The 24,584-nt window shown below is 61.3% G+C and carries 23 protein-coding genes and 1 other RNA gene; 17 read left to right on the top strand and 7 right to left on the bottom strand.

What is annotated here, in order from left to right:
• Nucleotides 1-142: 142 nt before the first annotated feature.
• From ACX3M4_RS15920 to ACX3M4_RS15890, 7 genes are all read left to right on the top strand, one after another.
• Complete coding sequence (locus ACX3M4_RS15920; RefSeq protein WP_459353984.1) at nt 143-1,552, top strand: diguanylate cyclase; 1,410 nt, start codon at nt 143-145, stop codon at nt 1,550-1,552.
• A gap of 107 nt (nt 1,553-1,659) precedes the next feature.
• Entirely contained in the window at nt 1,660-3,540 is a 1,881-nt protein-coding gene (locus ACX3M4_RS15915) for an extracellular solute-binding protein (RefSeq protein WP_459353983.1), read from the top strand.
• Nucleotides 3,537-5,420 carry an extracellular solute-binding protein gene (locus ACX3M4_RS15910; RefSeq protein ID WP_459353982.1) on the top strand — a complete coding sequence of 628 codons (1,884 nt, stop codon included), beginning with the start codon at nt 3,537-3,539 and terminating at the stop codon, nt 5,418-5,420. The genes ACX3M4_RS15915 and ACX3M4_RS15910 overlap by 4 nt, the downstream gene beginning before the upstream one ends.
• 170 nt (nt 5,421-5,590) lie before the next feature.
• Nucleotides 5,591-6,715: a microcin C ABC transporter permease YejB gene (locus tag ACX3M4_RS15905; protein ID WP_459353981.1), complete on the top strand. Its 1,125-nt coding sequence runs from the start codon at nt 5,591-5,593 to the stop codon at nt 6,713-6,715.
• 93 nt (nt 6,716-6,808) lie between these two features.
• Nucleotides 6,809-7,903: an ABC transporter permease gene (locus ACX3M4_RS15900; protein WP_459359439.1), complete on the top strand. Its 1,095-nt coding sequence runs from the start codon at nt 6,809-6,811 to the stop codon at nt 7,901-7,903.
• A gap of 10 nt (nt 7,904-7,913) precedes the next feature.
• Nucleotides 7,914-9,545, top strand: a complete 1,632-nt coding sequence (locus ACX3M4_RS15895; RefSeq protein ID WP_459353980.1) for an ABC transporter ATP-binding protein — start codon at nt 7,914-7,916, stop codon at nt 9,543-9,545.
• Between the two features lie 30 nt (nt 9,546-9,575).
• Nucleotides 9,576-9,788, top strand: coding sequence for a hypothetical protein (locus ACX3M4_RS15890; RefSeq protein WP_459353979.1), 213 nt, complete (start codon nt 9,576-9,578; stop codon nt 9,786-9,788).
• A gap of 13 nt (nt 9,789-9,801) precedes the next feature.
• Here the strand turns inward: ACX3M4_RS15890 and ACX3M4_RS15885 are convergent, their stop codons facing one another.
• Both ACX3M4_RS15885 and ACX3M4_RS15880 read right to left on the bottom strand, forming a co-directional pair.
• Nucleotides 9,802-10,431: a hypothetical protein gene (locus ACX3M4_RS15885; RefSeq protein WP_459353978.1), complete on the bottom strand. Its 630-nt coding sequence runs from the start codon at nt 10,429-10,431 to the stop codon at nt 9,802-9,804.
• Nucleotides 10,432-10,520: 89 nt separating this feature from the next.
• Nucleotides 10,521-11,135: a hypothetical protein gene (locus ACX3M4_RS15880; protein ID WP_459353977.1), complete on the bottom strand. Its 615-nt coding sequence runs from the start codon at nt 11,133-11,135 to the stop codon at nt 10,521-10,523.
• 376 nt (nt 11,136-11,511) lie between these two features.
• Between ACX3M4_RS15880 and ACX3M4_RS15875 the strand changes: the two genes are divergently transcribed.
• Together ACX3M4_RS15875 and ACX3M4_RS15870 are read left to right on the top strand one after the other, a co-directional pair.
• Nucleotides 11,512-11,790 carry a helix-turn-helix domain-containing protein gene (locus ACX3M4_RS15875; RefSeq protein ID WP_459353976.1) on the top strand — a complete coding sequence of 93 codons (279 nt, stop codon included), beginning with the start codon at nt 11,512-11,514 and terminating at the stop codon, nt 11,788-11,790.
• A 61-nt stretch (nt 11,791-11,851) separates the two neighbouring features.
• Nucleotides 11,852-13,615 carry a SulP family inorganic anion transporter gene (locus ACX3M4_RS15870; RefSeq protein ID WP_459353975.1) on the top strand — a complete coding sequence of 588 codons (1,764 nt, stop codon included), beginning with the start codon at nt 11,852-11,854 and terminating at the stop codon, nt 13,613-13,615.
• Between the two features lie 31 nt (nt 13,616-13,646).
• Here the strand turns inward: ACX3M4_RS15870 and ACX3M4_RS15865 are convergent, their stop codons facing one another.
• The 4 genes from ACX3M4_RS15865 to ACX3M4_RS15850 all read right to left on the bottom strand — a co-directional run bounded on the left by ACX3M4_RS15865 (nt 13,647) and on the right by ACX3M4_RS15850 (nt 17,222).
• The gene (locus ACX3M4_RS15865) at nt 13,647-14,840 is read right to left on the bottom strand and encodes a lytic murein transglycosylase (RefSeq protein WP_459359438.1); all 1,194 of its coding nucleotides are present in this window, start codon (nt 14,838-14,840) and stop codon (nt 13,647-13,649) included.
• A 279-nt stretch (nt 14,841-15,119) separates the two neighbouring features.
• A complete protein-coding gene (locus ACX3M4_RS15860; RefSeq protein WP_459353974.1) occupies nt 15,120-15,698 on the bottom strand; it encodes a histidine phosphatase family protein in 579 nt (192 codons plus the stop codon).
• Complete coding sequence (gene nudC, locus ACX3M4_RS15855) at nt 15,698-16,648, bottom strand: NAD(+) diphosphatase (protein ID WP_459353973.1); 951 nt, start codon at nt 16,646-16,648, stop codon at nt 15,698-15,700. Before nudC ends, ACX3M4_RS15860 begins: the two co-directional genes overlap by 1 nt.
• 151 nt (nt 16,649-16,799) lie before the next feature.
• Entirely contained in the window at nt 16,800-17,222 is a 423-nt protein-coding gene (locus ACX3M4_RS15850) for an HIT domain-containing protein (RefSeq protein ID WP_459353972.1), read from the bottom strand.
• A gap of 201 nt (nt 17,223-17,423) precedes the next feature.
• Here ACX3M4_RS15850 and ACX3M4_RS15845 point away from each other — a divergent pair, with 201 nt between their 5' ends.
• The 4 genes from ACX3M4_RS15845 (at nt 17,424) to ACX3M4_RS15830 (ending at nt 19,507) form a co-directional block, all read left to right on the top strand.
• The gene (locus ACX3M4_RS15845; RefSeq protein WP_459353971.1) at nt 17,424-18,056 is read left to right on the top strand and encodes a LysE family translocator; all 633 of its coding nucleotides are present in this window, start codon (nt 17,424-17,426) and stop codon (nt 18,054-18,056) included.
• A gap of 101 nt (nt 18,057-18,157) precedes the next feature.
• Nucleotides 18,158-18,255, top strand: an RNA gene (ffs, locus tag ACX3M4_RS15840) — signal recognition particle sRNA small type.
• 606 nt (nt 18,256-18,861) lie between these two features.
• The gene (locus tag ACX3M4_RS15835) at nt 18,862-19,107 is read left to right on the top strand and encodes a hypothetical protein (protein WP_459353970.1); all 246 of its coding nucleotides are present in this window, start codon (nt 18,862-18,864) and stop codon (nt 19,105-19,107) included.
• A 1-nt stretch (nt 19,108) separates the two neighbouring features.
• Nucleotides 19,109-19,507 (top strand): hypothetical protein, encoded by a 399-nt coding sequence (locus ACX3M4_RS15830; protein ID WP_459353969.1) that lies wholly within the window; start codon nt 19,109-19,111, stop codon nt 19,505-19,507.
• A gap of 30 nt (nt 19,508-19,537) precedes the next feature.
• Here the strand turns inward: ACX3M4_RS15830 and ACX3M4_RS15825 are convergent, their stop codons facing one another.
• The gene (locus ACX3M4_RS15825; RefSeq protein WP_459353968.1) at nt 19,538-19,873 is read right to left on the bottom strand and encodes a hypothetical protein; all 336 of its coding nucleotides are present in this window, start codon (nt 19,871-19,873) and stop codon (nt 19,538-19,540) included.
• Between the two features lie 169 nt (nt 19,874-20,042).
• Between ACX3M4_RS15825 and ACX3M4_RS15820 the strand changes: the two genes are divergently transcribed.
• From ACX3M4_RS15820 to ACX3M4_RS15805, 4 genes are all read left to right on the top strand, one after another.
• Nucleotides 20,043-21,968 (top strand): DNA polymerase III subunit gamma/tau, encoded by a 1,926-nt coding sequence (locus ACX3M4_RS15820; RefSeq protein WP_459353967.1) that lies wholly within the window; start codon nt 20,043-20,045, stop codon nt 21,966-21,968.
• A 91-nt stretch (nt 21,969-22,059) separates the two neighbouring features.
• Nucleotides 22,060-22,380 (top strand): YbaB/EbfC family nucleoid-associated protein, encoded by a 321-nt coding sequence (locus ACX3M4_RS15815; protein ID WP_459353966.1) that lies wholly within the window; start codon nt 22,060-22,062, stop codon nt 22,378-22,380.
• A gap of 68 nt (nt 22,381-22,448) precedes the next feature.
• Nucleotides 22,449-23,057, top strand: a complete 609-nt coding sequence (gene recR / locus ACX3M4_RS15810; protein ID WP_459353965.1) for a recombination mediator RecR — start codon at nt 22,449-22,451, stop codon at nt 23,055-23,057.
• Between the two features lie 110 nt (nt 23,058-23,167).
• Entirely contained in the window at nt 23,168-24,511 is a 1,344-nt protein-coding gene (locus ACX3M4_RS15805) for a glycoside hydrolase 5 family protein (RefSeq protein ID WP_459353964.1), read from the top strand.
• Nucleotides 24,512-24,584: the final 73 nt, after the last annotated feature.

The raw sequence follows: 24,584 nt of genomic DNA, 5'->3' as shown, positions 1-24,584 counted from the left end.
TGCAATCTGAAGAAGCCGGGTGAAAGACCCGGCTTTTTTATTTGAATTATAAGAAAAATTAACAAATCTTACGTTACGTAGTATTGTCGCGGGCGGGCAAAGGTCGGGCAAGGACCGTATGGGCATTCAACTGACGCGCAATATGTTTTCGAAGTCGAGTGGTACGTGGGCCGCATCCATCGTCGCCGCCGTGTGCTTCCTGGCAGGTATTGCCGTGACCGCCCATGTCGGCCAACTCGTCCGCAATGAACTGATTTCACAGCACAAGCGCGAGGCGATCGCCAGCCTTTCTGAGACACGGGCACGCCTTGAAGGCGAGATCAGCCGCACCGTTGCCCATGGCCTCGGGATCCGCGCCTATGTGGCCCAGTTCGTCGAAAAGCCCTTCGACATGGAGGACTACCGGGAGATCGCGGTCGAGCTGATCGAGGAAAACCCGTCCATCCGGTCCATCGGCCTGGCGCCGAACAACATCCTGCGGGCCGTCTTTCCCCTGGAGCCGAACCAGGCCGCCATCGGCCTCAACTACCGCATGAACACCGCGCAATGGCCTGCGATCCGCGAGGCGATGCTGTCGCGTGAAGTCGTCATTGCCGGACCTCTGGAGCTGGTGCAGGGCGGCCGGGCGCTTTTGATCCGCATTCCGGTCTATCCGGCGGCCTTCCCCGGCCAGCCGATGAAGGACCGCACCTATTGGGGTGTTGCCACCCTCGTCCTCGACGAGACCGGCATGATGTCGACGGCCGGCATCAGGGATGTCATCAACGGCATCCGCATCGGCATCGTCAACAAGAGTACCGTCGGCGCCGATAACATGGTCTTCGGCAGCTCGAGCATATTCGAGAATGATCATGTCTCCTTGCCGCTGCACCTTCCCGGTGGCCTGGACTGGGAGCTGATCGGCTACCCCGAGACCGGCTGGTCGAGTGCGGGCAATCAGGTCTGGATCACACAGCTCGTCGGCAGTCTGATCTCCCTCGTCTTCGGCGCCATGGCCTTCCTCCTCATCAGCGAGGTCTACAAGGTCCGCTCGATGGCCTTGCACGATCCACTGACCGGTCTTGCGAACCGCCGCCTGCTTGAAGACCGCATGCACCAGCTGGCCGCCATGTGCGAACGCTCGGGCGCAGGATTTGAGATCTTCTATGTCGATCTCGATGCCTTCAAGCCGGTGAATGACAATTACGGCCACGCTGTCGGCGACCAGCTTCTGATCGAGATCGGCCAGCGGCTGCACAACCAGATCCGCCAGACAGACACGGTTGCGCGGGTGGGTGGTGACGAGTTCATTGTACTGACGCCGGGCAACATGCGCCGGCAAGAGAAAGACGCCTTCCTGAAACGGCTCGGCGAAAAGGTTTCCCAGGTCTTCGAGTATTCCGGCGCCCGAATCGACGTAAAGGCCAGTATCGGTACCGCAAGCTATCCGGGCGATGCGGGGTCGGTGGAGGATCTGCTTAGAGTTGCAGACGGGCGAATGTACGCTCAGAAGGCAAAGTCTAAGCAGAATTCACAGGATCTTCCTGAGAAGGGCTTTCCTCAGACAGGTTAAATTTCTGTCATCTCTAACACCGGCAGGTGACGCAGGGCCAACACGTCCCTACACTGTTTCCCGACACCCCTGATTTGGGGCCGGGAACCGAAGGGACGGAGAAGCCGATGGTGTTCACATGGCATGCAGGTAAACGGACGGCCGCGGGGCTCGTCCTGGCGGGTATGGTTGCGGTTTCGGGGCTTGGCCACGGTCCGGCACGCGCGGCAGAGCCTGAATGGCAGCATGCCGCCGCGTTGAACGGAACGCCGAAATACGGTCCGGAGGTCTCCCATTTCGACTACGTCAACCCGGATGCCCCGCAGGGCGGCACCGTTCGACTTGCCAGCAGCGGCGGTTTCGACACTTTCAATCTCCTGGCGCAGAAGGGCAACATCGCGCCGGGCATCCTGAACATCTATGAAAGCCTGATGGAGCCCTCGTTGGATGAGGAAGACATCAGCGCCCAATACGGCGTTCTTGCCGACGCGGTTCGGTTTCCGGAGGACTACTCCTGGGTCGAGTACCGTCTCAATCCCAAAGCCAAATGGCACGACGGGGAGCCGGTAACGGCGGCGGATGTGATCTGGTCGTTCGAGAAGGCGATCGAACTCGATCCGCAGCGCAAGTTCTATTTCCAGAACGTGGTCAAGACCGAGATTACCGGAGAGGGAACAGTCCGCTTCACCTTCGATGTCAGCGGGAACCGGGAGCTGCCCAAGATCATGGGCCAGCTGCAGATCCTGCCGAAGCATTGGTGGGAAGGTACGGACGCAAAAGGTGAGAAGCGGGACATCTCGCGAACCACGCTCGAGCCGCCGCTTGGCTCGGGCGCCTACCGGATCAAGGAATTTTCACCGAACCGTCAGGTCATCTACGAACGTGTCGACGATTACTGGGGCAAGGACCTGCCGATCCGTGTGGGCACGGACAATTTCCAGGAAATCCGCTACGTCGCCTTCCTGGACGATGCGGTTCAGTTCGAAGCCTTCAAGGGCGACCAGTATGATTTCCACGTCGAGCGCAGTTCCAGCCAGTGGGCCAAGCGCTACGATTTCCCTGCCATCAAGGATGGCCGGGTGGTCAAGGAGATCTTTCCGGACAGGTCGAGCGGCGTGATGCAGGGCTTCTTTCTGAACCAGCGCCGGGAGAAGTTCCAGAATCCGGACGTGCGTCAGGCACTCAACTACGCCTATGACTTCGAGACCACGAACGAGATTGTCTCGGCCAACCTCCTTAAGCGCATCAATTCCTATTTCGCAGGCACCGAGCTTGCCTCGTCCGGCCTTCCGCAAGGCAAGGAGCTTGAGATCCTGGAAGAGGTGCGCGACGAGGTGCCTCCGGAGGTCTTCACGACCGAGTTCAAGAATCCGGTCGGCGGCAATCCGCAGAATGTCCGGGCCAATTTGCGCGAGGCGGTCAAGCTGCTGCGCAAGGCCGGCTACGAGTTGAAGGACGGCAAGCTGATCGACCCGAAGACAGGCGATCAGCTCAGCGTCGAGTTCCTCTACCGCGACAAGGCCAGCGAACGCACGCTGCTGCCCTATGCCACCAACTTGGAAAGCATTGGCATCAAGCCGGTCCTGCGCCTCGTGGATTCGTCGCAATTCATCAACCGGGTCCGCAGCCGCGACTTCGATACGGTGGTGCTGGCGATCGGGCAGTCCCTGTCGCCGGGCAACGAGCAGCGGGAATATTGGGGATCGGAAGCCGCCGACAATGATAGTTCCGCAAACTACGCCGGCATCAAGAACCCGGCCATCGACAAGCTGATCGACAAGGTCATCTTTGCCGAGGACAGGGAGACGCTTGTTGCCGCGACCCATGCCCTGGACCGCGTGCTCCTGTGGAACCACTACGTGGTGCCGCAATTCTATTCCGATGAGACCCGCACGGCCCGCTGGAACCGCTTCGGCCATCCTGAAAAGATGCCGGACTACAGCACCGGTTTCCCGGCTATCTGGTGGTATGACGAGGCCCTGGCAGCCAAGACCGGAGCGATCAAATGAGCGGTCCTCTGGCGCCCACACGACGACGCATGCTGCAGCTGATGGGGGCGGGTGTGTCGCTGCCGATGATGCCGTGGCCGCTTTCCCCGGCCCTTGCGCAAGGCACAGCCGCCACGCATGGCCTTTCCGTCTTTGGCGATCTCAAATACGGGCCGGACTTCACCCATTTCGACTATGTGAACCCGGCAGCGCCCAAAGGCGGTACGTTCACCTTCCAGGCGCCTTACTGGTACTTCAACCAGAATGTCCTGACTTACAACACCTTCAATTCCTTCGTCCTGAAGGGGGACGCCCCGCCGCGCATGGAGATGTGTTTCGACACGCTGATGGTGCGGGCCTTTGACGAGCCGGATGCGGTCTACGGTCTTGTCGCCGAAACGGTCGAGGTTTCCGAAGACGGCAATGTATTCTCGTTCAACCTGCGGCCTGAAGCCAAGTTTCATGACGGCTCCAACCTGACAGCCGAAGACGTTGCCTTCTCGCTCAAGCTCATCAAGGAAGACGGTCATCCGCTCCTCAGCCAGCCTCTGGCAGCGCTTGAAGAGGTCGTCGCGATCGAGCCGTACCGGCTGACATTGCGGTTCGACGGCACGCAGGCCCGCAACCTGCCGCTGGAAGTGGCGGCCGGCTATCCGATCTTTTCCAAGCGCTACTATACCGCCTATGATTTCAGGCAATCCACGCTGACGCCGCCGCTGTGTTCAGGTCCCTACAAGGTCGGCAAACATGCGGTCGGCCGCTATGTCGAATATCACCGGGTGGAAAACTATTGGGCGAAGGACCTACCGGTGACCCGGGGGCAATTCAATTTCGCGAAAGTCCGCGTCGAGTTCTTCCGCGAGCGGCAACCGGCTTTCGAGGCCTTCAAGAAAGGCGATGTTCTCTACCGGGAGGAATTCACCTCCAAGACCTGGGCGACGGAATACAATTTTCCTGCTGTCGAGGACGGCTCGGTGGTGCGCCGGGAGCTTCCGGACGGGCGTCCCTCGGGCGCTCAGGGCTGGTTCATGAATGTGCGCCGCGACAAGTTCAAGGATCCGCGCGTGCGCGAGGCACTTGGCTATGCATTCGACTTCGAATGGTCGAACAAGAACCTCTTCTACGGTCTCTACACCCGAACGCAGTCCTTCTTCGAAAACTCCGACATGAAGGCCGAAGGCCTGCCCTCGGAAGCCGAATTGGCCCTGCTGGAACCCTTCCGCGACCAGCTGCCGGAGGCCGTCTTCGGTGAAGCGGTCGTGCAGCCCGTGAGTGACGGCTCGGGCAATGACCGCACGCTCTTGAAACGGGCGAACGAGCTTCTGACGGAAGCCGGATATACGCGCAAGGGAACGGACCTCATCGGCCCGGACGGCGCCCCACTGACGATCGAGTTCCTCAACAACACCACCGCATTCGAGCGCATCGTCAATCCGTTCATCAAGAACCTGGAGCGGCTCGGCATCAAGGCCAACCTGCGCATTGTCGATCCGGCGCAGTATGAATCGCGCCTCAACGACTATGATTTCGACATCGCCAGCCGAAGGCTCAGCCTCGGGCCGACGCTGTCGGACTCGATCCGGGAAATCTGGGGATCCAAAGCGGCCGCGACGCCAGGCACCTACAACATGTCCGGGATTGCCAGCCCGGTCGTCGATGCGCTGATCGACAAGGTGATCGAGGCCCGCTCCCGCGAGGAAATGGACACCGCCGCACGAGCCCTCGACCGGGTTCTGAGGGCCGGTCACTACTGGGTCCCGCAGTGGTTCAAGAATGTCCACACTGTCGCCATGTGGGATATCTACGGCTTTCCCGAGGAACCGCCGCGCTACTTCTTCCCCGTGGAAGAACTGTGGTGGATAGACACGGAAAAGTCTAAAAAACTCGGCAAAGGCGGGTAATCTTCCGGGATATCCTGTGGTCGATTGCAGCCCGCCGGACGCGCGGTTGCGTGAGGATTTGGCGAGGGACTGGAACGGCTGGCCCTGGCGTCGGCAAAACCAGGCTCAAGCATCGCGACACCTTCGGCCCGCTTCAGAAGGCCAGACGATAAAGGGAATGCACACACTTCATGGGCGCCTATATCCTTCGCCGTTTGCTGCTGATGATACCGACGCTGGTCGGCATCATGGCCGTCAATTTCGTGATCATCCAGTTCGCACCCGGCGGCCCGGTTGAACGGGTCATCGCCCAGCTTCAGGGGACGGATGTCTCGGCAACCTCCCGCATCGGCGGTGGCGGCGGCGATATGATGGGCGCCGGCAACGATGCCTCGGGCGGCAGCGGCGCTGCCTCGGCAGATGCCGTGACGTCGAAATACCGCGGTGCGCAAGGGCTCGATCCCGAATTCATCAAGGAACTGGAAGCCCAGTTCGGCTTCGACAAGCCGCCACTGGAGCGATTTCTGAAGATGCTCGGCGACTATGCCCGCTTCGATTTCGGCGAGAGCTATTTCCGCGACATCAAGATCATCGATCTGATCAAGGAGAAGCTGCCGGTCTCGATCTCGCTGGGGCTGTGGATGACGCTGCTTTCCTACCTCATCTCGATCCCGCTCGGCATCCGCAAGGCGGTGACGGATGGCTCCTCCTTCGATGTGTGGACATCCGCCGTCATCATCGTGGCCTATGCGATCCCCGGCTTCCTTTTCGCTGTTCTTCTGATCGTGCTCTTTGCCGGCGGGTCGTTCTGGGACATTTTCCCCTTGCGCGGTCTGGTCTCCGACAATTGGGAGCAGCTTTCCTGGCCCGAGCGGATCGCGGACTATTTCTGGCACCTGACGCTGCCGCTCCTCTCCATGGCCCTCTCCGCCTTTGCGACCACGACGCTTCTGACCAAAAACTCCTTCCTGGACGAGATCCGAAAACAATATGTCGTCACGGCACGGGCCAAGGGGCTCACCGAGCGCCAGGTGCTTTACGGTCATGTCTTCCGCAACGCCATGCTGATCGTGGTGGCGGGCTTTCCGGGGGCCTTCATTTCCTCGTTCTTTGCCGGTGCACTCCTGATCGAAACCATCTTCTCGCTCGACGGCCTTGGCCTTCTCAGCTTTGAATCGGTGATCAACCGCGATTATGCGGTCGTCTTCGCGACCGTCTATATCTTCGGCCTTCTTGGTCTCCTGGTCAGTCTTGTGTCCGACCTCACCTACACCTGGATCGATCCCCGCATCGATTTCGAAAGCCGGGAGGTCTGAGACATGGATTCCCGCTTGGCCAAGGATATGGAAACGGCCGGCTACGATGTCCTCAATCCGCTGCCCGAGGAAGCCGCGCCACCGCCCAGGAAAATGCGGTTGTCGCCAATCAATCAGCGGCGCCTTGCCAATTTCAAGGCCAACAAGCGCGGCTTCTGGTCCCTCTGGATCTTCCTCGTCCTGTTCGTGCTCGCACTGCTGGCGGAATTCCTGACCAACGACAGACCCATCCTGGTCTCCTACCAGGGCGAGTTGCTGGCGCCGGTCTTCATCGACTATCCGGAGGAAAAATTCGGCGGTTTCCTGGCCGTTACCGATTACCGCGATCCCTTTATCCAGGAAGAGATCAATGCCAACGGCTGGATGCTTTGGCCGCCGGTGCGCTACTCCTACCGGACCGTGAACACCGATATCCCGGTGCCCGCACCCGCGCCGCCCTCCTGGACGATGGACAAGGAAGAGCGCTGCGCGCGCTATCCGCTGGGCGCTGAAGATCCCAACTGTGTCACCGGCAACTGGAACTGGCTCGGCACGGACGACCAGGGCCGGGACGTGCTTGCACGGCTGGTCTACGGTTTTCGCATTTCCGTGCTCTTCGGCCTCAGCCTGACGCTGGCCTCTTCCGTCATCGGCATCGCTGCCGGTGCGGTGCAGGGCTATTATGGCGGTTGGGTCGACCTGTTTTTCCAGCGTTTCATCGAAATCTGGACGGCGGTTCCCACGCTCTACCTGATCCTGATCGTGTCTTCGTTCCTCGTGCCCGGGTTCTGGACCCTGTTCACGATCCTGCTGGCGTTCTCCTGGGTGGCGCTGGTCGGGGTTGTTCGGGCGGAATTCCTGCGCGGCCGGAATTTCGAGTATATATCGGCCGCCCGGGCGCTGGGCGTTTCCAACCCCGTCATCATGTGGCGGCACCTGCTGCCCAACGCCATGGTCGCGACGCTCACCTTCATGCCCTTCATCCTGAACGGCTCGATTTCGACCCTGACCGCGCTCGACTTCCTTGGTTTTGGCCTGCCTCCGGGCTCCGCTTCGCTCGGGGAACTTCTCGCCCAGGGCAAGAACAACCTGCAGGCTCCCTGGCTCGGCATCACCGGCTTCGTGGTGATTTCGCTCATGCTCAGCCTGCTGATCTTCATCGGCGAAGCCGTGCGCGATGCCTTCGATCCGCGCAAGAGCCTTGGGTGAGGAAAGACTGATGACAAAAGACACGCTCCTTTCCGTTGAGGATCTCTCGGTTGCCTTCACGCAGGGCGGCCAGCAGTCGCTTGCCGTCGACAGGATTTCTTTCGACATCAACAAGGGCGAGACCGTTGCGCTTGTCGGTGAAAGCGGCTCGGGCAAGTCCGTCACGGCCCTGTCGGTCCTGAAACTGCTGCCCTATCCGGCGGCGTCCCATCCGTCGGGCAAGATCCTGATGAACGGCCAGGACCTCCTCGCCGCCAGGGATGCGGACATGCGCAAGGTGCGCGGCAACGACATTTCGATGATCTTCCAGGAGCCGATGACCTCGCTCAATCCGCTGCATGTGGTGGAAAGGCAGATCGCGGAAATCCTCAAGATCCATCGCGGCATGGGCGAAACCCAGGCCCGTGCGCGGGTGCTGGAACTGCTCACCCAGGTTGGCATCCGCGACCCGGAAAAGCGTCTCAACTCCTATCCGCACCAGCTCTCCGGCGGACAGCGCCAGCGCGTCATGATCGCCATGGCACTCGCCAACGAGCCGGACCTCCTGATTGCGGACGAACCGACAACCGCGCTCGATGTCACGGTGCAGGCGCAGATCCTGCAGCTCCTGAAGGATCTCCAGAAGAAGCACGGCATGGCCATGCTCTTCATCACCCACGATCTCGGCATCGTACGCAAGTTCGCCGACCGGGTCTGCGTCATGACCGGTGGCAAGATCGTGGAACAGGGGCCGGTTGCCGACATCTTCGACCGGCCGCAGCACGCCTATACCAAGCACCTCCTGGCCGCGGAACCCAAGGGCCAGCCGCCGGCAACGGACAAGGCAAAGCCAATTGTCGTACAGGCCGACGACCTGAAGGTCTGGTTCCCGGTCAAGCGCGGCCTGCTGCGCCGCACGGTCGACCACATCAAGGCCGTCGACGGCATCGACATTGAGGTTCGCCAGGGCCAGACCCTCGGCATCGTCGGCGAAAGCGGTTCGGGCAAGACGACACTGGGCCTTGCCATCCTGCGCATGATCTCCTCCACCGGCCGGATCGCCTTTCAGGGCCAGGAAATCCAGAAGAACTCCTGGAAGGAGATGCGGCCGCTCAGACGGGACATGCAGATCGTCTTCCAGGATCCTTACGGCGCGCTCAGCCCGCGCATGTCGGTCGCCGATATCGTCGGCGAGGGCCTGCAGGTGCATTTTCCGGACCTCTCGCCGGAGGAACGCGACCGCAAGGTCGCCAAGGCGCTGGAGGAGGTCGGTCTCGACGCCGCCACCCGCCACCGCTACCCGCACGAGTTTTCCGGCGGCCAGCGTCAGCGCATATCCATCGCCAGGGCGATGGTTCTGGAGCCGAAATTCGTCATGCTGGACGAGCCGACATCCGCCCTCGACATGAGCGTCCAGGCCCAGGTGGTGGATCTCCTGCGCGATCTGCAGAAAGCCCATGGCCTCGCCTATCTCTTCATTTCCCACGACCTGAAGGTGGTGCGCGCCCTGGCCAACGAGGTCATCGTCATGCGTCAGGGCAAGGTGGTGGAGGCAGGGCCTGCCGAACAGATCTTCGACGCGCCGCAATCGGACTACACCAAGGCCCTGATGGCGGCGGCCTTCCGGCTGGAAGCGGCGTCGGAAGGCGTGGTGAGCGTTTGAACTGCGAACCGGCAAGCGGGATTGATCGGCATGGTGGAGCATCTCGGGCTGGTGGCGGTCGTGATCATGGTTGCGAGCTACGCGCTTGAAAACCGGCACCCGCTGTTCATTCTCGCTTTCTCCGCAGGCTGCCTGCTGGCGAGCGTCTATGCCTGGCTGATCGGGTCGATTCCCTTTCTGATCGCCGAAGGTTTGTGGGCGATCATTGCTTTCCGTCGCTATTGGAAAAGGCGATCCGCCTGACATGAGGCCGGCATCATTCCTCCGGGAGCTGTTCCCGGCAACGCGGGAGTGCTTCCTCTCCGTCTCCTTTCGCGCTCTTCATCTGCTCTTTGAGGTCGACATCGCGCAATAGCGGAATGAAGCCGCCAAGTTCGTCAGCCCTCAGATATGTGCTGATGAGGATCTTCGACGGCTTTTCTGAAAAGGCCAGACAGCCGTCGACGCTGACTTCCATGCTGCCCTCGATCTTCTCCCGCTCGCCCTTGCTCATGGCGGACAGCCGGGTCTGAAAAGCCCGGAAAGCCGGAATCCTGTCCTCGGGCAGCCGGTAGATCTCTATCCGCCGACCTTCCTGAAGTTCTGCGCTGAGTTCCGCCTTTTCCGCGCGTGAAGTGACCTTCACAAAGACAAGTCTTTCCTCCAGCAGCAGTCTGCCGCTGGCCTTGTCCTTGAGGGTCAGCATCATTTTGGCGCCGCCTTCCGGGATGCGGATGCTGACAGGGTAGCGGACCGCGACCCTGAGCTTGGCGGGATCGGTCTTCAGAAGATCGAAATCGGCAAGCTTGACCATGGAGGCAATCGGAACGTGACCGCAGGTGGCAAGCAGCAGGGCGGTGGCAAGGGCGAAGGCGGGGGGAAATAACCGGCGAAGAGGAAATTGCATGGAGACTGTCATCTGAAGCGGAAAGTTCGCTGGTGTTGGAAAGGCTCCGGGAGCGACTGGCAGTCCGCGCACCCGGTTGCTGAGGCGGCTCAGGAACAGGGCCGGACCGGATCCTGGCTGTGGGGGACTGCACCCGCCGGCACGTTCCTGAGATCGTAGTCCTTTTCGAGGACGATGAATTCCGGCAGCTCGGACGTCTTGATATAGGTCGAGATCAGCATGCGGCCGGTATCGGCTGCATCACGCTTGCAGCCGGTAACATCGATGGAGAGCGTGCCGCCGATGGTCTCCTGCCGGGCTTTCGGCAAGGCAAGGAACTTGGCCTGCAGCGCACGCAGCTCTTCGACCTGGCGGGTGGGAATGCGATAAACGGACACCTCTTCGTCCGCCCGCTCCGTCTGCACCCCGGCAAGGTTTTCTTTCACACCCGTCTGCTGCAGCTTGATTTCCTTTTCCTGCACCACCTTGCCCGTCTTGCGGTCCCGCATGACGACCAGCATCCGGGCGGCGCCCACCGGCACGGCCAGCCGGTCGGAATGGAGGACGGCAATGCGGAAGAGATCCGGGTCCGTCGTCGCCGGGTTGAAATCGTCGAGCCCGGCACTCATTGCCTGCGGCGAAGCCGCCGCGGCCAGGAACAAGGCAAGACAAAGGGTTTTCGCGCGCCGCGCCAGCAGCGTGCGCCGGATCTTCAGACCGAACATGGGAAAACTCCATTTTGAGTAACGGTGATTAATTATCGTAAAACAATAAAAAATGAAAGTGAAAAATTCGTGACACGCGCTTCTGTGTCGACGCAGGCCGGGAATTACGGCTGCTCGCGTTCAAAGCACGCCGCGAAAAGTAGGCATCGGCTTTTCGCAACAAGACGCGCGCCCTGAAGAGAGAAAAGCAGGTCACGTGAATTCGAGCGAACGGAGGCGCGCTTTAGGGGCGCGACGGCGAATATCCGTCGAAATCAGTTTTGATGGATGGAAGTGGGAAGGATGGGAAGGTGATAGCTCATCGCTCAATAATGATGTTTGAAACATCAAGAAAAATGTTTTATACTTGCATATTAATATAGAGGGGATAAGATTCATGATCACGGCCGCACAGATGCGCGCAGCGCGCGCGCTCGCTGGCATCGACCAGAAGACGCTTGCGGAAAGAGCGGGCGTGTCGGTGCCGACGATACAGCGCATGGAAGCAAGTGAAGGCAATGTGCGCGGTGTGATCGAAACGCTGACCAAGGTTGTCGAGGCTCTCAATGCCTGCGGTGTGGAGTTGATTGGCGAGAACCAGTCGAGCGACCGCGGTGGCCGCGGTGTGAGGCTCGCAGAGCCGGCATCATCCGGCAGCACGACGGAACGGCAGTGATTTGTCCACGGCCACCGGTCTGAACCGGGACCGGTCGAAAGAGTAGGAGGCATAGTAGCAGGTGCATACGGCGACCCCGGTCGGCGATCCGGCCACAGCGCGATATTCCAAGCCGACATTCGTCGAGCTTTTCACACCCAAACTCGTCACGGTGTTTCGCGAAGGGTATGGATGGCATCAGCTGCGTGCAGACGCCACCGCGGGGCTCACCGTCGCCATCGTGGCATTGCCGCTCTCCATGGCAATTGCGATTGCCTCGGGTGTCTCTCCCGAACGCGGTCTCTACACCGCCATTATCGGCGGTTTCCTGATTTCGGCCCTGGGCGGCAGCAGGTTCCAGATCGGCGGTCCGGCAGGAGCCTTCATCGTGCTTGTCGCGGCGACCGTGCATCGCGAGGGCCTGGACGGTCTCCTCTTGGCGACCATGATGTCGGGCGTCTTCATGCTGGTTGCCGGCTACCTTCGGCTCGGCACCTATATCAAGTTCATTCCCTATCCGGTGACGGTCGGCTTCACTGCCGGCATAGCCGTGATCATCTTTGCCAGTCAGCTCAAGGACCTGTTTGGCCTGAGCTTACCGGGAGGCGAGCCGGGTGAACTCCTGGCGAAACTGGCGGCTCTCGCCGATGCGGCGCCGACGGCAACGCCGCCGGCGGTTGCCATGGCGGCGATCACCATAGGCACGATCCTGATCTTGAAGCGCTTGCGGCCGGGGTGGCCAGGCATGCTGATCGCGGTTGCAGCCGCTTCCCTCGCCGCCGCGCTGTTTGCCCTGCCGGTGGAAACAATCGGCACCCGCTTTGGCGGTATCCCGCGCAGCCTGCCGTTGCCGTCGCTGCCGCCCATGAGCACCGAGCGTGTGATCGCCCTCCTGCCGGACGCTTTGGCGTTCGCGCTCCTGGGGTCGATTGAATCGCTGTTGTCGGCTGTTGTTGCGGACGGCATGACGGGGCGCCGCCACCGGTCCAATTGCGAACTTGTCGCCCAGGGCGTGGCGAATATCGCCTCCGCACTTTTCGGCGGGATATGCGCCACCGGCACCATCGCACGTACGGCGACCAATGTCAGGGCGGGCGCGCATGGCCCCGTCGCAGGGATGCTGCATGCGCTGTTTCTGCTGGGCTTCATGCTGGTGGCGGCACCGCTTGCAAGCTACATCCCGCTTGCCGCCCTCGCAGGCGTTCTCGCCGTGGTCGCCTGGAACATGATCGAGAAGCACGCCTTCATCGCGTTGATGCGCTCCTCGCGCGGCGATGCCCTTGTGCTGCTCATAACGTTCCTGCTTGTCATCTTCCGGGATCTTACCGAGGGGATCGTGGTCGGATTTGCGCTTGGCGCCGTGCTTTTCATCGACCGGATGTCAAAGGCGATTGCGATTGAGGCGCATGTGCCGCCTCCCAATGATGACGTGGCCGACCGGACAAACGGCAACCGTCCGGCTTATCGTGGTGAAAGTGCCAGCGACCCGCACACGGTGATCTACCGCATTTCCGGTGCATTCTTCTTCGGGGCCGCTTCCACGGTCGGGGCAGTCCTCGACAGGATCTCCGACCAGCGGCGCAATTTTGTGCTCGACTGCGCGGCAGTGCCGTTCCTCGACTCCACGGCTGCCAGCGTGATCGAGAGCGCGGTGCGGAAAGCCAAGCGTGCCGGTGTCCGCTTTTTCATAACCGGAGCGTCGCAGCAGGCGCGCCGTATGTTGATCGCCCACAATGTCCGGCCGCCGCGTGTGCGGTTCAAGGCAACGATCGATAGCGCCCTGCGGCAGATCCAGGAGGAGGAGCGGCTCGATCAGGTAATCAGGTCAGAGCAGGCAGAGCACTGAAACAGCTGACCCTTATGTTATCGGGCCTGCTTCACCCCACCCAGCAGGTGGCAAAGAAGCCGTTCGTCTCCTGGTCCTTGCCGATGGAGCGGCGGGTCTTGAAGCCGATCAGGCCGTCGGAACCTCCGACATCGTGGCCGAGACCTTCGAGGCGTTGCTGCAGGTTGCGGACAGCCCCCCGGGTGGTCTCCTTCATCGGTTTCCACTCGCCGGCAAAACCCTGGTTGTTGCCGTAGCGGTCCGCCAGATGACCGACAAAGAGCGCGTAGGTGTCGCTCTCGTTGTAGTCCTTGATGACGTAGAAATTTTCCGTCGCGATGAAGGCCGGGCCGTAGCGCCCGGCGGGAAGCAGGATATTGCCCGGCCGGTTGACCTCGTTGGCGGGAAAGGGCTTGCCGCTGACCCGTTGGACGCCTTCACGCACGAAGTCTGAAATCTTCTGCCGGTTGTCCGGTCCTTCCCGCGTGCAGGAAACATTTTCCGGCAGATGGACCTCATACCCCCAGTCCCTGTCTGCCACCCAGCCATGGGCCGAGAGGTAATGGGCGATCGAGGCCATGGTGTCGATCTCGGAGGTCCAGATATTGCGCCGGCCGTCGCCATCGAAATCGACTGCGTATTTCAAGAAGGAGGATGGCAGGAATTGCGGCTGGCCCATGGCCCCGCCCCAGGAGCTTTTCATCGCCGCGCGCGAAACATCGCCGTTCTGGAGGATCTTCAGACCCATCACCAGTTCCTGAGAAAAAAACTCCGGCCGCTGGCCCATGAAGGCCTGGGTCGCCAGAACGCGAATGGCGTCATAGGGGATCTTGGCGCCGCCATAGCCGGATTCGCGTGCCCAGATCGCCAGGATGATCCGCTTGGGGACACCGTATTTTGCCTCGATCTTCGACAGGGTGGCGGCATGTTTTTGCATCAGCGAGCGCCCGCGCGGAACCAGCGCATTGAACTGGCTGTCGCGGAAATACCGGCTTGGCGACGAGAATTCGGCCTGGAAGTTGATCTTCGGCGGTGTGCCCTTGCCGCCCGGACCGACGAGGCCCGGCAACGAGGTGTCGGGCGTCAGGCCTTTCAGTTCCCGGTCGAGGGTTGCCTGGCTGACACCAGCCTGCCGCGCCGCCGGCCCGATTTCGCTTTCCAGAAACTGCCGGAACTGGGCGTCGTACTGACCGGCCCAGGCAGGAGCCACGAGCAACGCGATTGCGGTGGATGGTACGAGTACCAGATTCAGAAAAAGTCGAAACACGGCAAGCTCCCATTTCAGGCGTGGCTCCAAAACACACCCCTCATCCTGAGGAAGCGCAACGCGCTGTCTCGAAGGATGGGCCACTTGCGCCGAACATGCCGCCCATCCTGCGAGACGGGCTTGAAAGCCCTCCTCAGGATGAGGTCGTGCAGTTGGCGTCTGACTGGCCACAAAATCCCGACGGACCATTAGCCGCGTAGTTGCCGAAGCCGATTTGGTCCCAAACCTAACACGAACCGGTCCCTGAGCCGACCACGCTCAGAGCTCTGTCCAAGCCAAATGCCGTCCGGCCTGTGTCGTGAGCCAGGCCTTGTCGAAGCGATACCAGCCGCCGCCGCGGGTCTGGTCGTGACCGCGGTCGATCGGCGCACCCATCAGATGGCACATCAACAGCGTGCCGACGGCGCCGTGACCGGCGAAGAGCACCGGGTGCTCGTCCGGAATGTGGCGCAGGGCGCTTTTGATGCCGGTGACGACCCGGTTCTGGGCGTCGATGGCCCGTTCCCAGCCGCGAATGGATGTATAGGGATCGGCGAAGAAGGCGTCGGCGGTCTTTTCGAATTCTTCCGGCGGCAGGAAACCCGTCGCGCTGCGGTCGTTTTCATGCAGGAACGGCAGGGTCCGGTGGAAGACGCTTCGGCGTGCGCAAAAGATCTTCGCGGTCTCGACAGCCTTCTTCTCCGCACTCGAAATCACCTGGGCAATGTCGGCGGCAAAGGGCAGGGCGGTTGCCTTCAGGGCCCGCTCCCGGCCGAGATCGGAAAGGCTCCAATCGGGCACGGGAATGTCCGGATCGATCCGGACTTCCGGATGGGTCAGGTAAATGCACCAGGTCATCAGGGACGGTTCTCCAGCCAGCCGGTAATGAGTTCAAAAGCAATGGAGATCGACGGCGGGATGCGGTGACCTTCCGGATGATTGCCCGCCACCATCTGCAGCACCTCGTCGCGGTGGCACCACTTGCAGTCTTCCAGTTCATCGTCCTCGATGTTGATGACGGAACTGGTCGCCGTGCCGGTGCAGCCGAGCATCAGGTTCGAGGGAAAGGGCCAAGGCTGGTTGGAAATCAGGCGCACATCGCCGACATGAATTCCGCTTTCTTCCAACGTCTCCCGCCGCACGGCCTGTTCGATGGTCTCTCCCGGCTCCATGAAACCGGCGAGTGTCGTGTAGATGCCTTCCGGCAAGCGTGAGGGACGGCCGAGCAGGGCCTTTTCGCCACTCTCGTCGGTAATCAGCATGATCACGCAAGGGTCGGTCCGTGGAAAATGCTGGCCGCCGCAGGAAGGGCAGTCGCGCCTGTATCCTGCTTCCGAAAGATTGCTCTTTTCACCGCAGCGGGAGCAGTGACGGTGGGTTCGGTGCCAGTGGATCAGGGCCCGCGCCTGCGCCAGGGCGCCCAGGTCTTCCGGCGGCAACGCGGTCTGCAGTGCCAGCGTGCGCAGGTCGATCAGTTGCAGGTCTGGCCGGTCAGCCAGATCCTCGTCCATGTGCGGCAACACGGTTGCAAAGAGGGCCTGGCCGTTTTCCTGCCTGAGGCCGAGGAAGATCATTTCCTGACGCACGGCACCAAGGGCGATGGCGCTGTCCAGATCGTGCCCCAGCTTCAATGGCTGGCCTGCCTTGAAAACCAGCGTCCGGTCGGTGGAGAGCACGATTTCCGTATCGGGCTTTTCCAGGAGGTCCTTCAGATAGGCCGTGTCGCCGCGTCGCGTCGATTGCCGGTCGAGCGTATTGCCGAGAAAACTCATCTCCATCGGCTTGAGCTCGGCGGAAGTGGCGTCCATGGTCAGGTCCTTGAAAGGCAAAAGGGCAAGGTTGCAATGGGGTGACCCTAGACCAGCCTGCGTTTGAGGGAAACCGCTTACAGGATCTGTGTCAGGTAACTTCTCGATGCAGAATGAGACGGCACTGCGCGGGGCTGCCGGCGGTGCATTCTCAGTCGCTACTGTCTTCGGCAAGCGCCTGCTGGAGCCGGTCGATCAGGGTTTCAGCCTTGTCATGGTCATAGGCAAGCGGCGGTTCCACGCCCCAGATCGGGCCCGGCCAAGCGGCATCATCGCGGAAGCGGCCGATCACATGCACATGCAATTGCGACACCTGATTGCCGAGCGCGCCGATATTGAGCTTCTCGCAATCGGAGACCTCGCGCAGAGCCCGGCTCGCCTGCGCGATCTCCCGCATCAGCTGCTGCTGGTCCGCTTCGGAAAGGTCGATGATTTCCACCAGATCCGGCTGGCGCGGGATGAGCAGCAGCCAGGGATAATTGGCGTCCTTCATCAGCCGTACAGCGCACAGCGTCAGGTCTGTGACGGAAAAACTGTCGCCCTCAAGGCGCGGATTGAGATTGAAAAATGACATGCCGGTTGATCCAGTTGAGGCAATCCAGGGAAGTCAATCAACGGCGGCTGAAGGGCAGCGCTTGGCGATTGCTTTCGGCCAGCATAGGAGTAGAGTGGCGCGGTTGTGAACTGGTTTTCGCAACCCTTCCCAATTGCCCCCCGTGAAACCGCCTGCTACCGCAAGACCCAGGGTTGTTTCCGCGAGCTCCGGTTGAAAAAGATGACCCTGGAAACAGTCCTGAGTTTCGCGCTGGTGACCAGCCTTCTGGTGATGTCGCCGGGTCCGAACGGCGTCCTGATTGCCAAGACTGTGCCGACCTCCGGCCGCTCGGCGGCCTTTGCCAATATCGGCGGTTTCGTTACCGCGTTCTTCCTGCACGGCACGCTGTCGATCCTTGGCATTTCGGTCCTTCTGGTCCATTCGGCGGAAGCCTTCTTCATCGTCAAGATGCTGGGGGCGGCCTATCTCTGCTGGATTGGGCTGAAGGCCCTGCGCGATGCAATTTCCGGCAAGACACTTGCAACGGGCGTCGCGCCGGCAAAGCGCAAACGGACTCTGGTGCGTGCCTTTGGCGAAGGGTTTCTCACCAATGCCCTCAATCCCAAGGTGTCCATGTTTTATCTTGCCGCCTTCCCGCAGTTCATCCCGGTGGGCGAGGGAGCGGTGATGGCGGCGTTTTCACTGGTCATGATCCATGCGGCGATCAACATGGTCTGGTTCGGCTCGATGATCCTGCTGCTATCGCGGATGACCCGGGCCGCCGGCAATCCGGCCTTCCAGCGCTGGCTGAAGGGGGCAACCGGCCTAATTTTCATGTGCTTCGGCCTGAAGCTCGCCAGCCTAAGACCCTGACCGGCGTCACCAGGGGCCTGATACGCCCGGTTTTCCGGCAAAGAAAAAACCGGGAACGCCCTCTTGCCAAACCCCATGCCCCTTCTGATATAAGGCCCTCGGGAGGTTGGTGGTGGACGAGCCACTCGCCAACCGGGTCAGGTCCGGAAGGAAGCAGCCCTAACGAGCCTCGGCACGGGTCGCCGTGCCAGCCTCCCACCCTATCAAAAGCTTGAAGCTTTGCTGGAAGCACCGCCGGATAACCGCGGTGCTTTTTGTTTTTGGGCGGTCAATCAATTTGACAGTTACGGCCCGGTGTCGCGGTTTGGCCCTCCGTTCTTCGTGCGACGACCGTCAAATTGAGGCGACCGCGAGACCCCGAAGCGTTGCCCCTTGCTCCACTCTCCCCCTTTGAGGGCAGGGCAATCGCATACATCTGCTGGAAGCTGCCGAGCCCCAATTTACCTCTCCCATTGGGAGAGATCGGCGCAAACGCGCCAGGTGAGGGGGCAAAGTCCAGCGGATACCCGAGAAGTCTGTTCCCTCACCCCAACCCTCTCCCAATGGGAGAGGGAGCCGACCTCGCCATGCGCGATTGCTCCGCCCTAGAGCACGTCGCGAAAAAGTGGGATCCGGTTTTTCGCAAAAAGACGTGCGTCAAAAACGAGATAAAGCGGGTCACGTGAATTCAAATGAACGCGACACGCTTTAATTGGGAGGAGGGGAGCAGGGGGCAAGCTCTGAAAAATACGTGGCTTCGCATCTCGGCTGCACCAACTTGACACCTCCGATTGACAAAGAGGTACCTTAGTACCAAAATACCAAAATGGAAAAATCAATCGAACGGGTCCAGACCGGCGTGCGTCTGGAAAAGCGGCTGCTCAAGGTGCTGAAGGGCCTGGCGGAGCATCTGGATATTAGTCTTGGCGACCTGATCGAGGGCATGACGTTGCATGCTTTCGAGAACAAGCCGCCCTTTTCCGATACGACCCTGGACAAGATTCGGCAGCTCAAGAGTGTCTACGATCTCGATCTGGGTGCGGAAGATAGCCACAGGCTGAGGGAGAAGTGAGATGAGCGACCTCAAGACCTACGAGGTTCTGACGGAAAGTTTCGAGGCGGGAACGCTGGAGGCGTCGGGCTTTAGCCATGTCGATCATATTGGCGTTGCCTGCCAGCTCCTGCAAAAACACGATTTTCTGGACGCCGCCGCCCGCTACGGCCGGGCCTTGCGCACCCTGGCGGCCGGAGCAGGCGTACCGGAGAAGTTCAACACGACCATTACGCTGTCGTTTCTCGGCATTCTGTCGGAGCGAATGGCGGACACGCCGCACGACAGCTTCGGTGAATTCCTGCAGAAAAACCCGGACCTCCTGTCCCGCGCGCTTATGAGTAGGTGGTATTCCGACGCGCGGATCACCTCGCCGGATGCCCGCACGCGGTTTCTCCTGCCGGACCGGTTTCAGGCTTGAAACGCGTCAGACCTGACGGCCATCGTGCGATCAGTGTCGGCTCAGGCGGCGGCTGTTGGCGCGCACGCGCTTGGCATAGGGGCCAACGGCCCTGCCGATAAGCTGCGTACTTTGACGATGTGAAAGGTGGAGGCGCCGTCCGAGCCAGAAATTCCGGATGAGCGCCAGGTTCATTGCCGTCAGCGCCGTATTCCAGGACACCGTACTCTCGACGAAGGCGGCGGCTTTTTCGGATACCATACGCTGCAGTTCAGGTGTGTTTCCCGGAGATCCGAACAGGGTGCTTGCCGCAAGCTGCTGGCATCTCAGGGCAATGACGTAGGGAGCCTGGAAAGCCAGGCTGATCAAGTCATTCGTGAGCTTCATGCGCATGATGTCTCCCGGGTAAGTGGCAGGTGGAATGGTCCGGCCTCACCTGGACAATGCGGTGGCTGCCGCCGGGTTCCGGGCCACCATGCTGCCGGGGGCAGAAGACGCACAGAAAAACTTTCAAAAGCCCGTCCCGTTTTGCGAAAAAATGGTTATGGTGCGGCTCATGGACGACACAGGCTTTTCGGAAAATGGCGGCGGTCAGGCGCCGGGATTGATGACAGATCACGGAGCGGCGAAACCGGCAGCGGCCGAGGGCGCCTACCGCGTTCTGGCGCGCAAGTACCGGCCCAAGACCTTCGAGGATCTCGTCGGCCAGGAGCCGATGGTGCAGACGCTGGAAAATGCGTTCGACACCGGCCGTATCGCCCAGGCCTGGATGCTGACCGGGGTGCGTGGGGTCGGCAAGACCACCACCGCCCGCATCCTTGCCCGAGGCCTCAATTATGAAGTTCCGGGTGTCGCCGACAAGCCGACGGTGAAGCTGGCCCAGGAAGGCAGCCACTGCAAGGCGATCATGGAAGGCCGTCATGTCGACGTGATCGAGATGGACGCCGCCTCCCACACCGGCATTGGCGACATTCGCGAGATCATCGACGCGGCCCGCTACCGCCCGGCGACGGCGCGTTACAAGGTCTACATCATCGACGAAGTGCACATGCTGTCGAATGCGGCCTTCAACGGTCTCCTGAAGACCCTGGAAGAGCCGCCGGAACATGTGAAGTTCATCTTCGCGACGACGGAAATCCGCAAGGTTCCGATCACCGTCCTGTCGCGCTGCCAGCGTTTCGACCTGCGCCGGATCGAACAATCCAAGCTGATCGGCCTGCTGCGCCGGATCTCGGATGCGGAAGGCATCCGGATCTCCGACGAAGCGCTGATGCTGATTGCCCGCGCGGGCGAAGGCTCTGCGCGCGATTCGCTTTCCCTGCTCGACCAGGCGATGGCGCACGGTGCCGGCGCCATCGAGGCCGACGACCTGCGCCAGATGCTCGGACTGGCCGACCGGGCGCGCGTCATCGACCTTTTCGGCCATGTCATGGCCGGCCGGATCGAGGAAGCGCTCGGTGAGTTGCAGGCGCAATACGAAGTCGGCGCAGATCCTGCCATCGTGCTGACGGATCTGGCGGATTTCACACACCTGGTCACCCGCATGAAGGTTGCGCCGAAATCGGCCGACGAGGCTTCGGTCACCGAAGCTGAACGTGCCCGTGGCCGTGATTACGCCGAGCAGCTTTCCGTCCGCCTGTTGTCGCGGGCCTGGCAGATCCTTCTGAAAGGCGTGCAGGAAGTCCAGGCGGCCTCCAAGCCGCTCGCCGCGGCCGACATGGTGCTGGTGCGCCTGGCCTATGCGGCTGACCTGCCCGACCCCGGCGACCTGATGGCGCAGATCCGAAACGGCCAGAACCCGCTTGGCGGCGCGATGCCGTCCGGTGGTGGCAGTGCGCCTTCCGGCGGCGGCGGACCTTCCGCCATGGCGGTCGGCATGAATTACAGTTCCGGCAATCCTGGCGGCAATCCCGGTGGCGGGCCGACGATGCAGGCCACCGGACGGCCGCAGCTCTCCGCCATTCAGGGAGGGAAACCGGCACCGCAGGCAGCCCCGCAAATGGCGCCGCAGCCGGATGTTCAGGCTCAACCTGCCTATAGTCTCAAAAATCTCTACGACTGCGCCGCGCTGGCATCCGAAAAGGGCGACATCCCGTTCAAGGTGAAGATCCAGCGGCAGATGCGGCTGGTGAAGTTCGAGCCGGGCAAGATCGAGATCCAGCCAACCGAGGATGCCCCGGCCGATATCGCCGGCGAGTTCGGCCGCAAGCTGACGGATTGGACGGGCCAGCGCTGGTTCGTGGTGGTCTCGCGGACGCAAGGCCGGCCGACCATCCACGAGGAGCAGGAAGCCAACCAGCAGCAGCTTCTCTCCGATGCCAAGTCCCATCCGACCGTTGCCGCCCTGCTTGCCCAGTTCCCGGGCGCCAAGGTGGTCGATGTGAAGGTCCAGGTGACAGAGGAAGACGAAGTGGCGCTGACCGACCCGATGGTCGCCGATCCGCTGCTGAACGAGGCTCTCGGCGACGACGAAGACGATTGATCGGGACGCCTTGTTCTTCTACATGCAGTCCCCGAATGGGTTTTGACGCGCCGCAGGCAGCGTCGCGGAGCGATTTTAAAGGAGAGATCCGATGGATTTCCTGAAGATGATGAAGCAGGCCAAGCAGATGCAGGAGCAGATGGGCTCGCTGCAGGAACAGATGGTCGAGATGGAAGCCCAGGGCTCGTCAGGCGCCGGCCTTGTCACCGTCACCCTCAACGGCAAGGGCGACCTGAAGGGCTTGGCCATCGATCCGTCGCTGATGAAGGAAGAGGAAAAGGAAATCCTCGAAGACCTGATCATCGCCGCCCACACGGAAGCGCGCGCCAAGATCGAACAGGCGATGCAGGAAAAGACCCAGGAACTGATGGGCGGTCTCGGCCTCCCCCCCGGCATGAAACTGCCGTTCTGATCTCATGAGTTCAGGGGTGAGGGGGCGAACCTCTCGGGTCTTCTCCGTGAGGCATTGAAGAGAACATCATGGCGCAGAAAAGTGTGGCAGGTCCGGAGATCGAGCGGTTGATCCAGCTCCTGGCAAAGCTGCCGGGTCTCGGGCCCCGTTCGGCCCGTCGCGCCGCCCTGCATCTCATCAAGAAGAAGGACCAGCTGCTGGTCCCGCTCGCCGAGGCCATGGGCGTCGCGGTGAAGGAAATCGGCATCTGCTCCACCTGCGGCACGGTCGACACCTCCGATCCCTGCACCATCTGCTCCGACCCGAAGCGCGATCCGGGCATGCTGGTGGTGGTCGAGGATGTCGCCGATCTCTGGGCGCTGGAGCGCGCAGGTGCCATCAATGCCCGCTATCACGTCCTTGGCGGCACGCTGTCGCCGCTTGATGGTATCGGCCCGGAAGACCTGAACCTTGCCTCGCTCATCGAGCGCTGCGGGTCGGAAGGTTTTTCCGAGGTCATCCTGGCGATCAATGCCACCGTCGAAGGCCAGACCACGGCCCATTACATTATGGACCAGCTTGCCCATCTCGACATCAACGTCACCCGGCTTGCCCATGGCGTGCCCGTCGGTGGTGAGCTGGATTATCTGGACGAGGGCACGCTGGCCCAGGCGCTCAGGGCGCGGACGCGGTTTTGAATACACCGCAGGCGTTAAATCCAGAATAGAAATTGCTGAAAATACACGCAATGGTATAGGATCTCCTGGCGGCCGCGCCCGGCCGGCGATTTTCCTAGGGGGGAAATACCATGGCAGATACGACCAACTGGACTCTTGCGCTTGACACCTCGACGCCGTCGCAGCCCGTGGCAACGCTCAACCTGTCCCTTGACGGAGGAGCGGCAACTCCTGTCTGGTTGAAGGGCGTTTGCTATTCGCCTTGCCCCATCAACGGTAGCAATGCAGATGGCCCGGCTATCGGCGACTGGTTCTGGGACACGTACCAGGTCGAGATTTCCCCCGGGCAGCAGATTACGATTACCGGTTGGGAAGCGCTGTGGCAGCGCGATCTGGGCAATATCCGCGCCCTCGGCGCCAATACGGTGCGCGTCTACAGCATGCTGTCGCGGCAGCTGACCAATGACGGGAAATTCCCCTCACCCTGGAATTCCGGTCAGTTGATGACCCATACGGACTTCCTGGACCAGTGCTGGAACGGCGGCAACCAGCCGCTCTATGTCCTGGCCGGCATACCGATGCCGGACGCCATGTACTGGAAAGACAAGTACGACAATACCCCGGAAAGCGAGATCACCTTCTGGACCGAGGTGCTGCAGGAAACGGTCGCGCAGCTCTCTTCCCACCCGGCTGTGCTCGGCTTCATCATCCAGAACGAACTGGACTCCGCCGTCGTCACCTGGCCCAACCCGCCCTCTGCGCCGACAAACCTGGACGAAGTCGAGTTCTGGTGGGGGCAAGTCCAGACATTCGCCGCACTGGCCAAGAACGCGATGGGAAGCAATCAGAAACTGGTCGGGATGGCCGACCATGACGCGCCGCCGATCCCGACCGATGCGCAGAGCTACATGGCGACGGTTCCGGATCTGGATTTCTGGGGCGTCAACACCTATCAGACCCAGAACTTCAACTCGATCTTCGAAAGCGGTGGCGGCCTCATCGGCTACGATTCCGTCGCGGCGGGCGCACTCAAGCCGGTACTGCTGACGGAATGGGGCATGCCGGCGACAGGTCACAAGGACCCCAGCAATGCCGGGTCGATCTATGCGGATGCTGCAACCATTCAGAACGCGGCCAATGTGATCGCCAGCGTGGCCCCGGATGCCGGCAATCATGCCCTCAACATCGGCCTCTACTATTTTGAATATTGCGACGAGTGGTGGAACCAGCCCGGCGCGCCGAATGCCTATACCTGGTGGGGCGGAACGCCCGCCGCCGGGTTCCCGAACGGCTATTGGGACCAGGACGGCTTCGGGCTCTATTCCCAGGCACGCGGCCTCAAGAATGGCCAGCCCCTGCCGAACAGCGCACCGATCTGGAACGCGCCGGCCAACGCGCCGGCAACACCGATCGATACCGTGACTGCCCGCGATGCCACAGTCGCGGCCTTGAAGGCTGCCTTTTCGGGACTTTGAACATACCGGGCTGAGGGAGAGGCGGCACCTGCTGCGGTTGGGCGTCGTCCTTCGCCTTGGATCAAGGTGCACG

This window comes from Roseibium sp. M-1, from assembly GCF_054515675.1.
The sequence above is the reverse complement of the archived record's forward strand: the minus strand, read 5'-3'. Positions and strand labels throughout refer to the sequence as shown.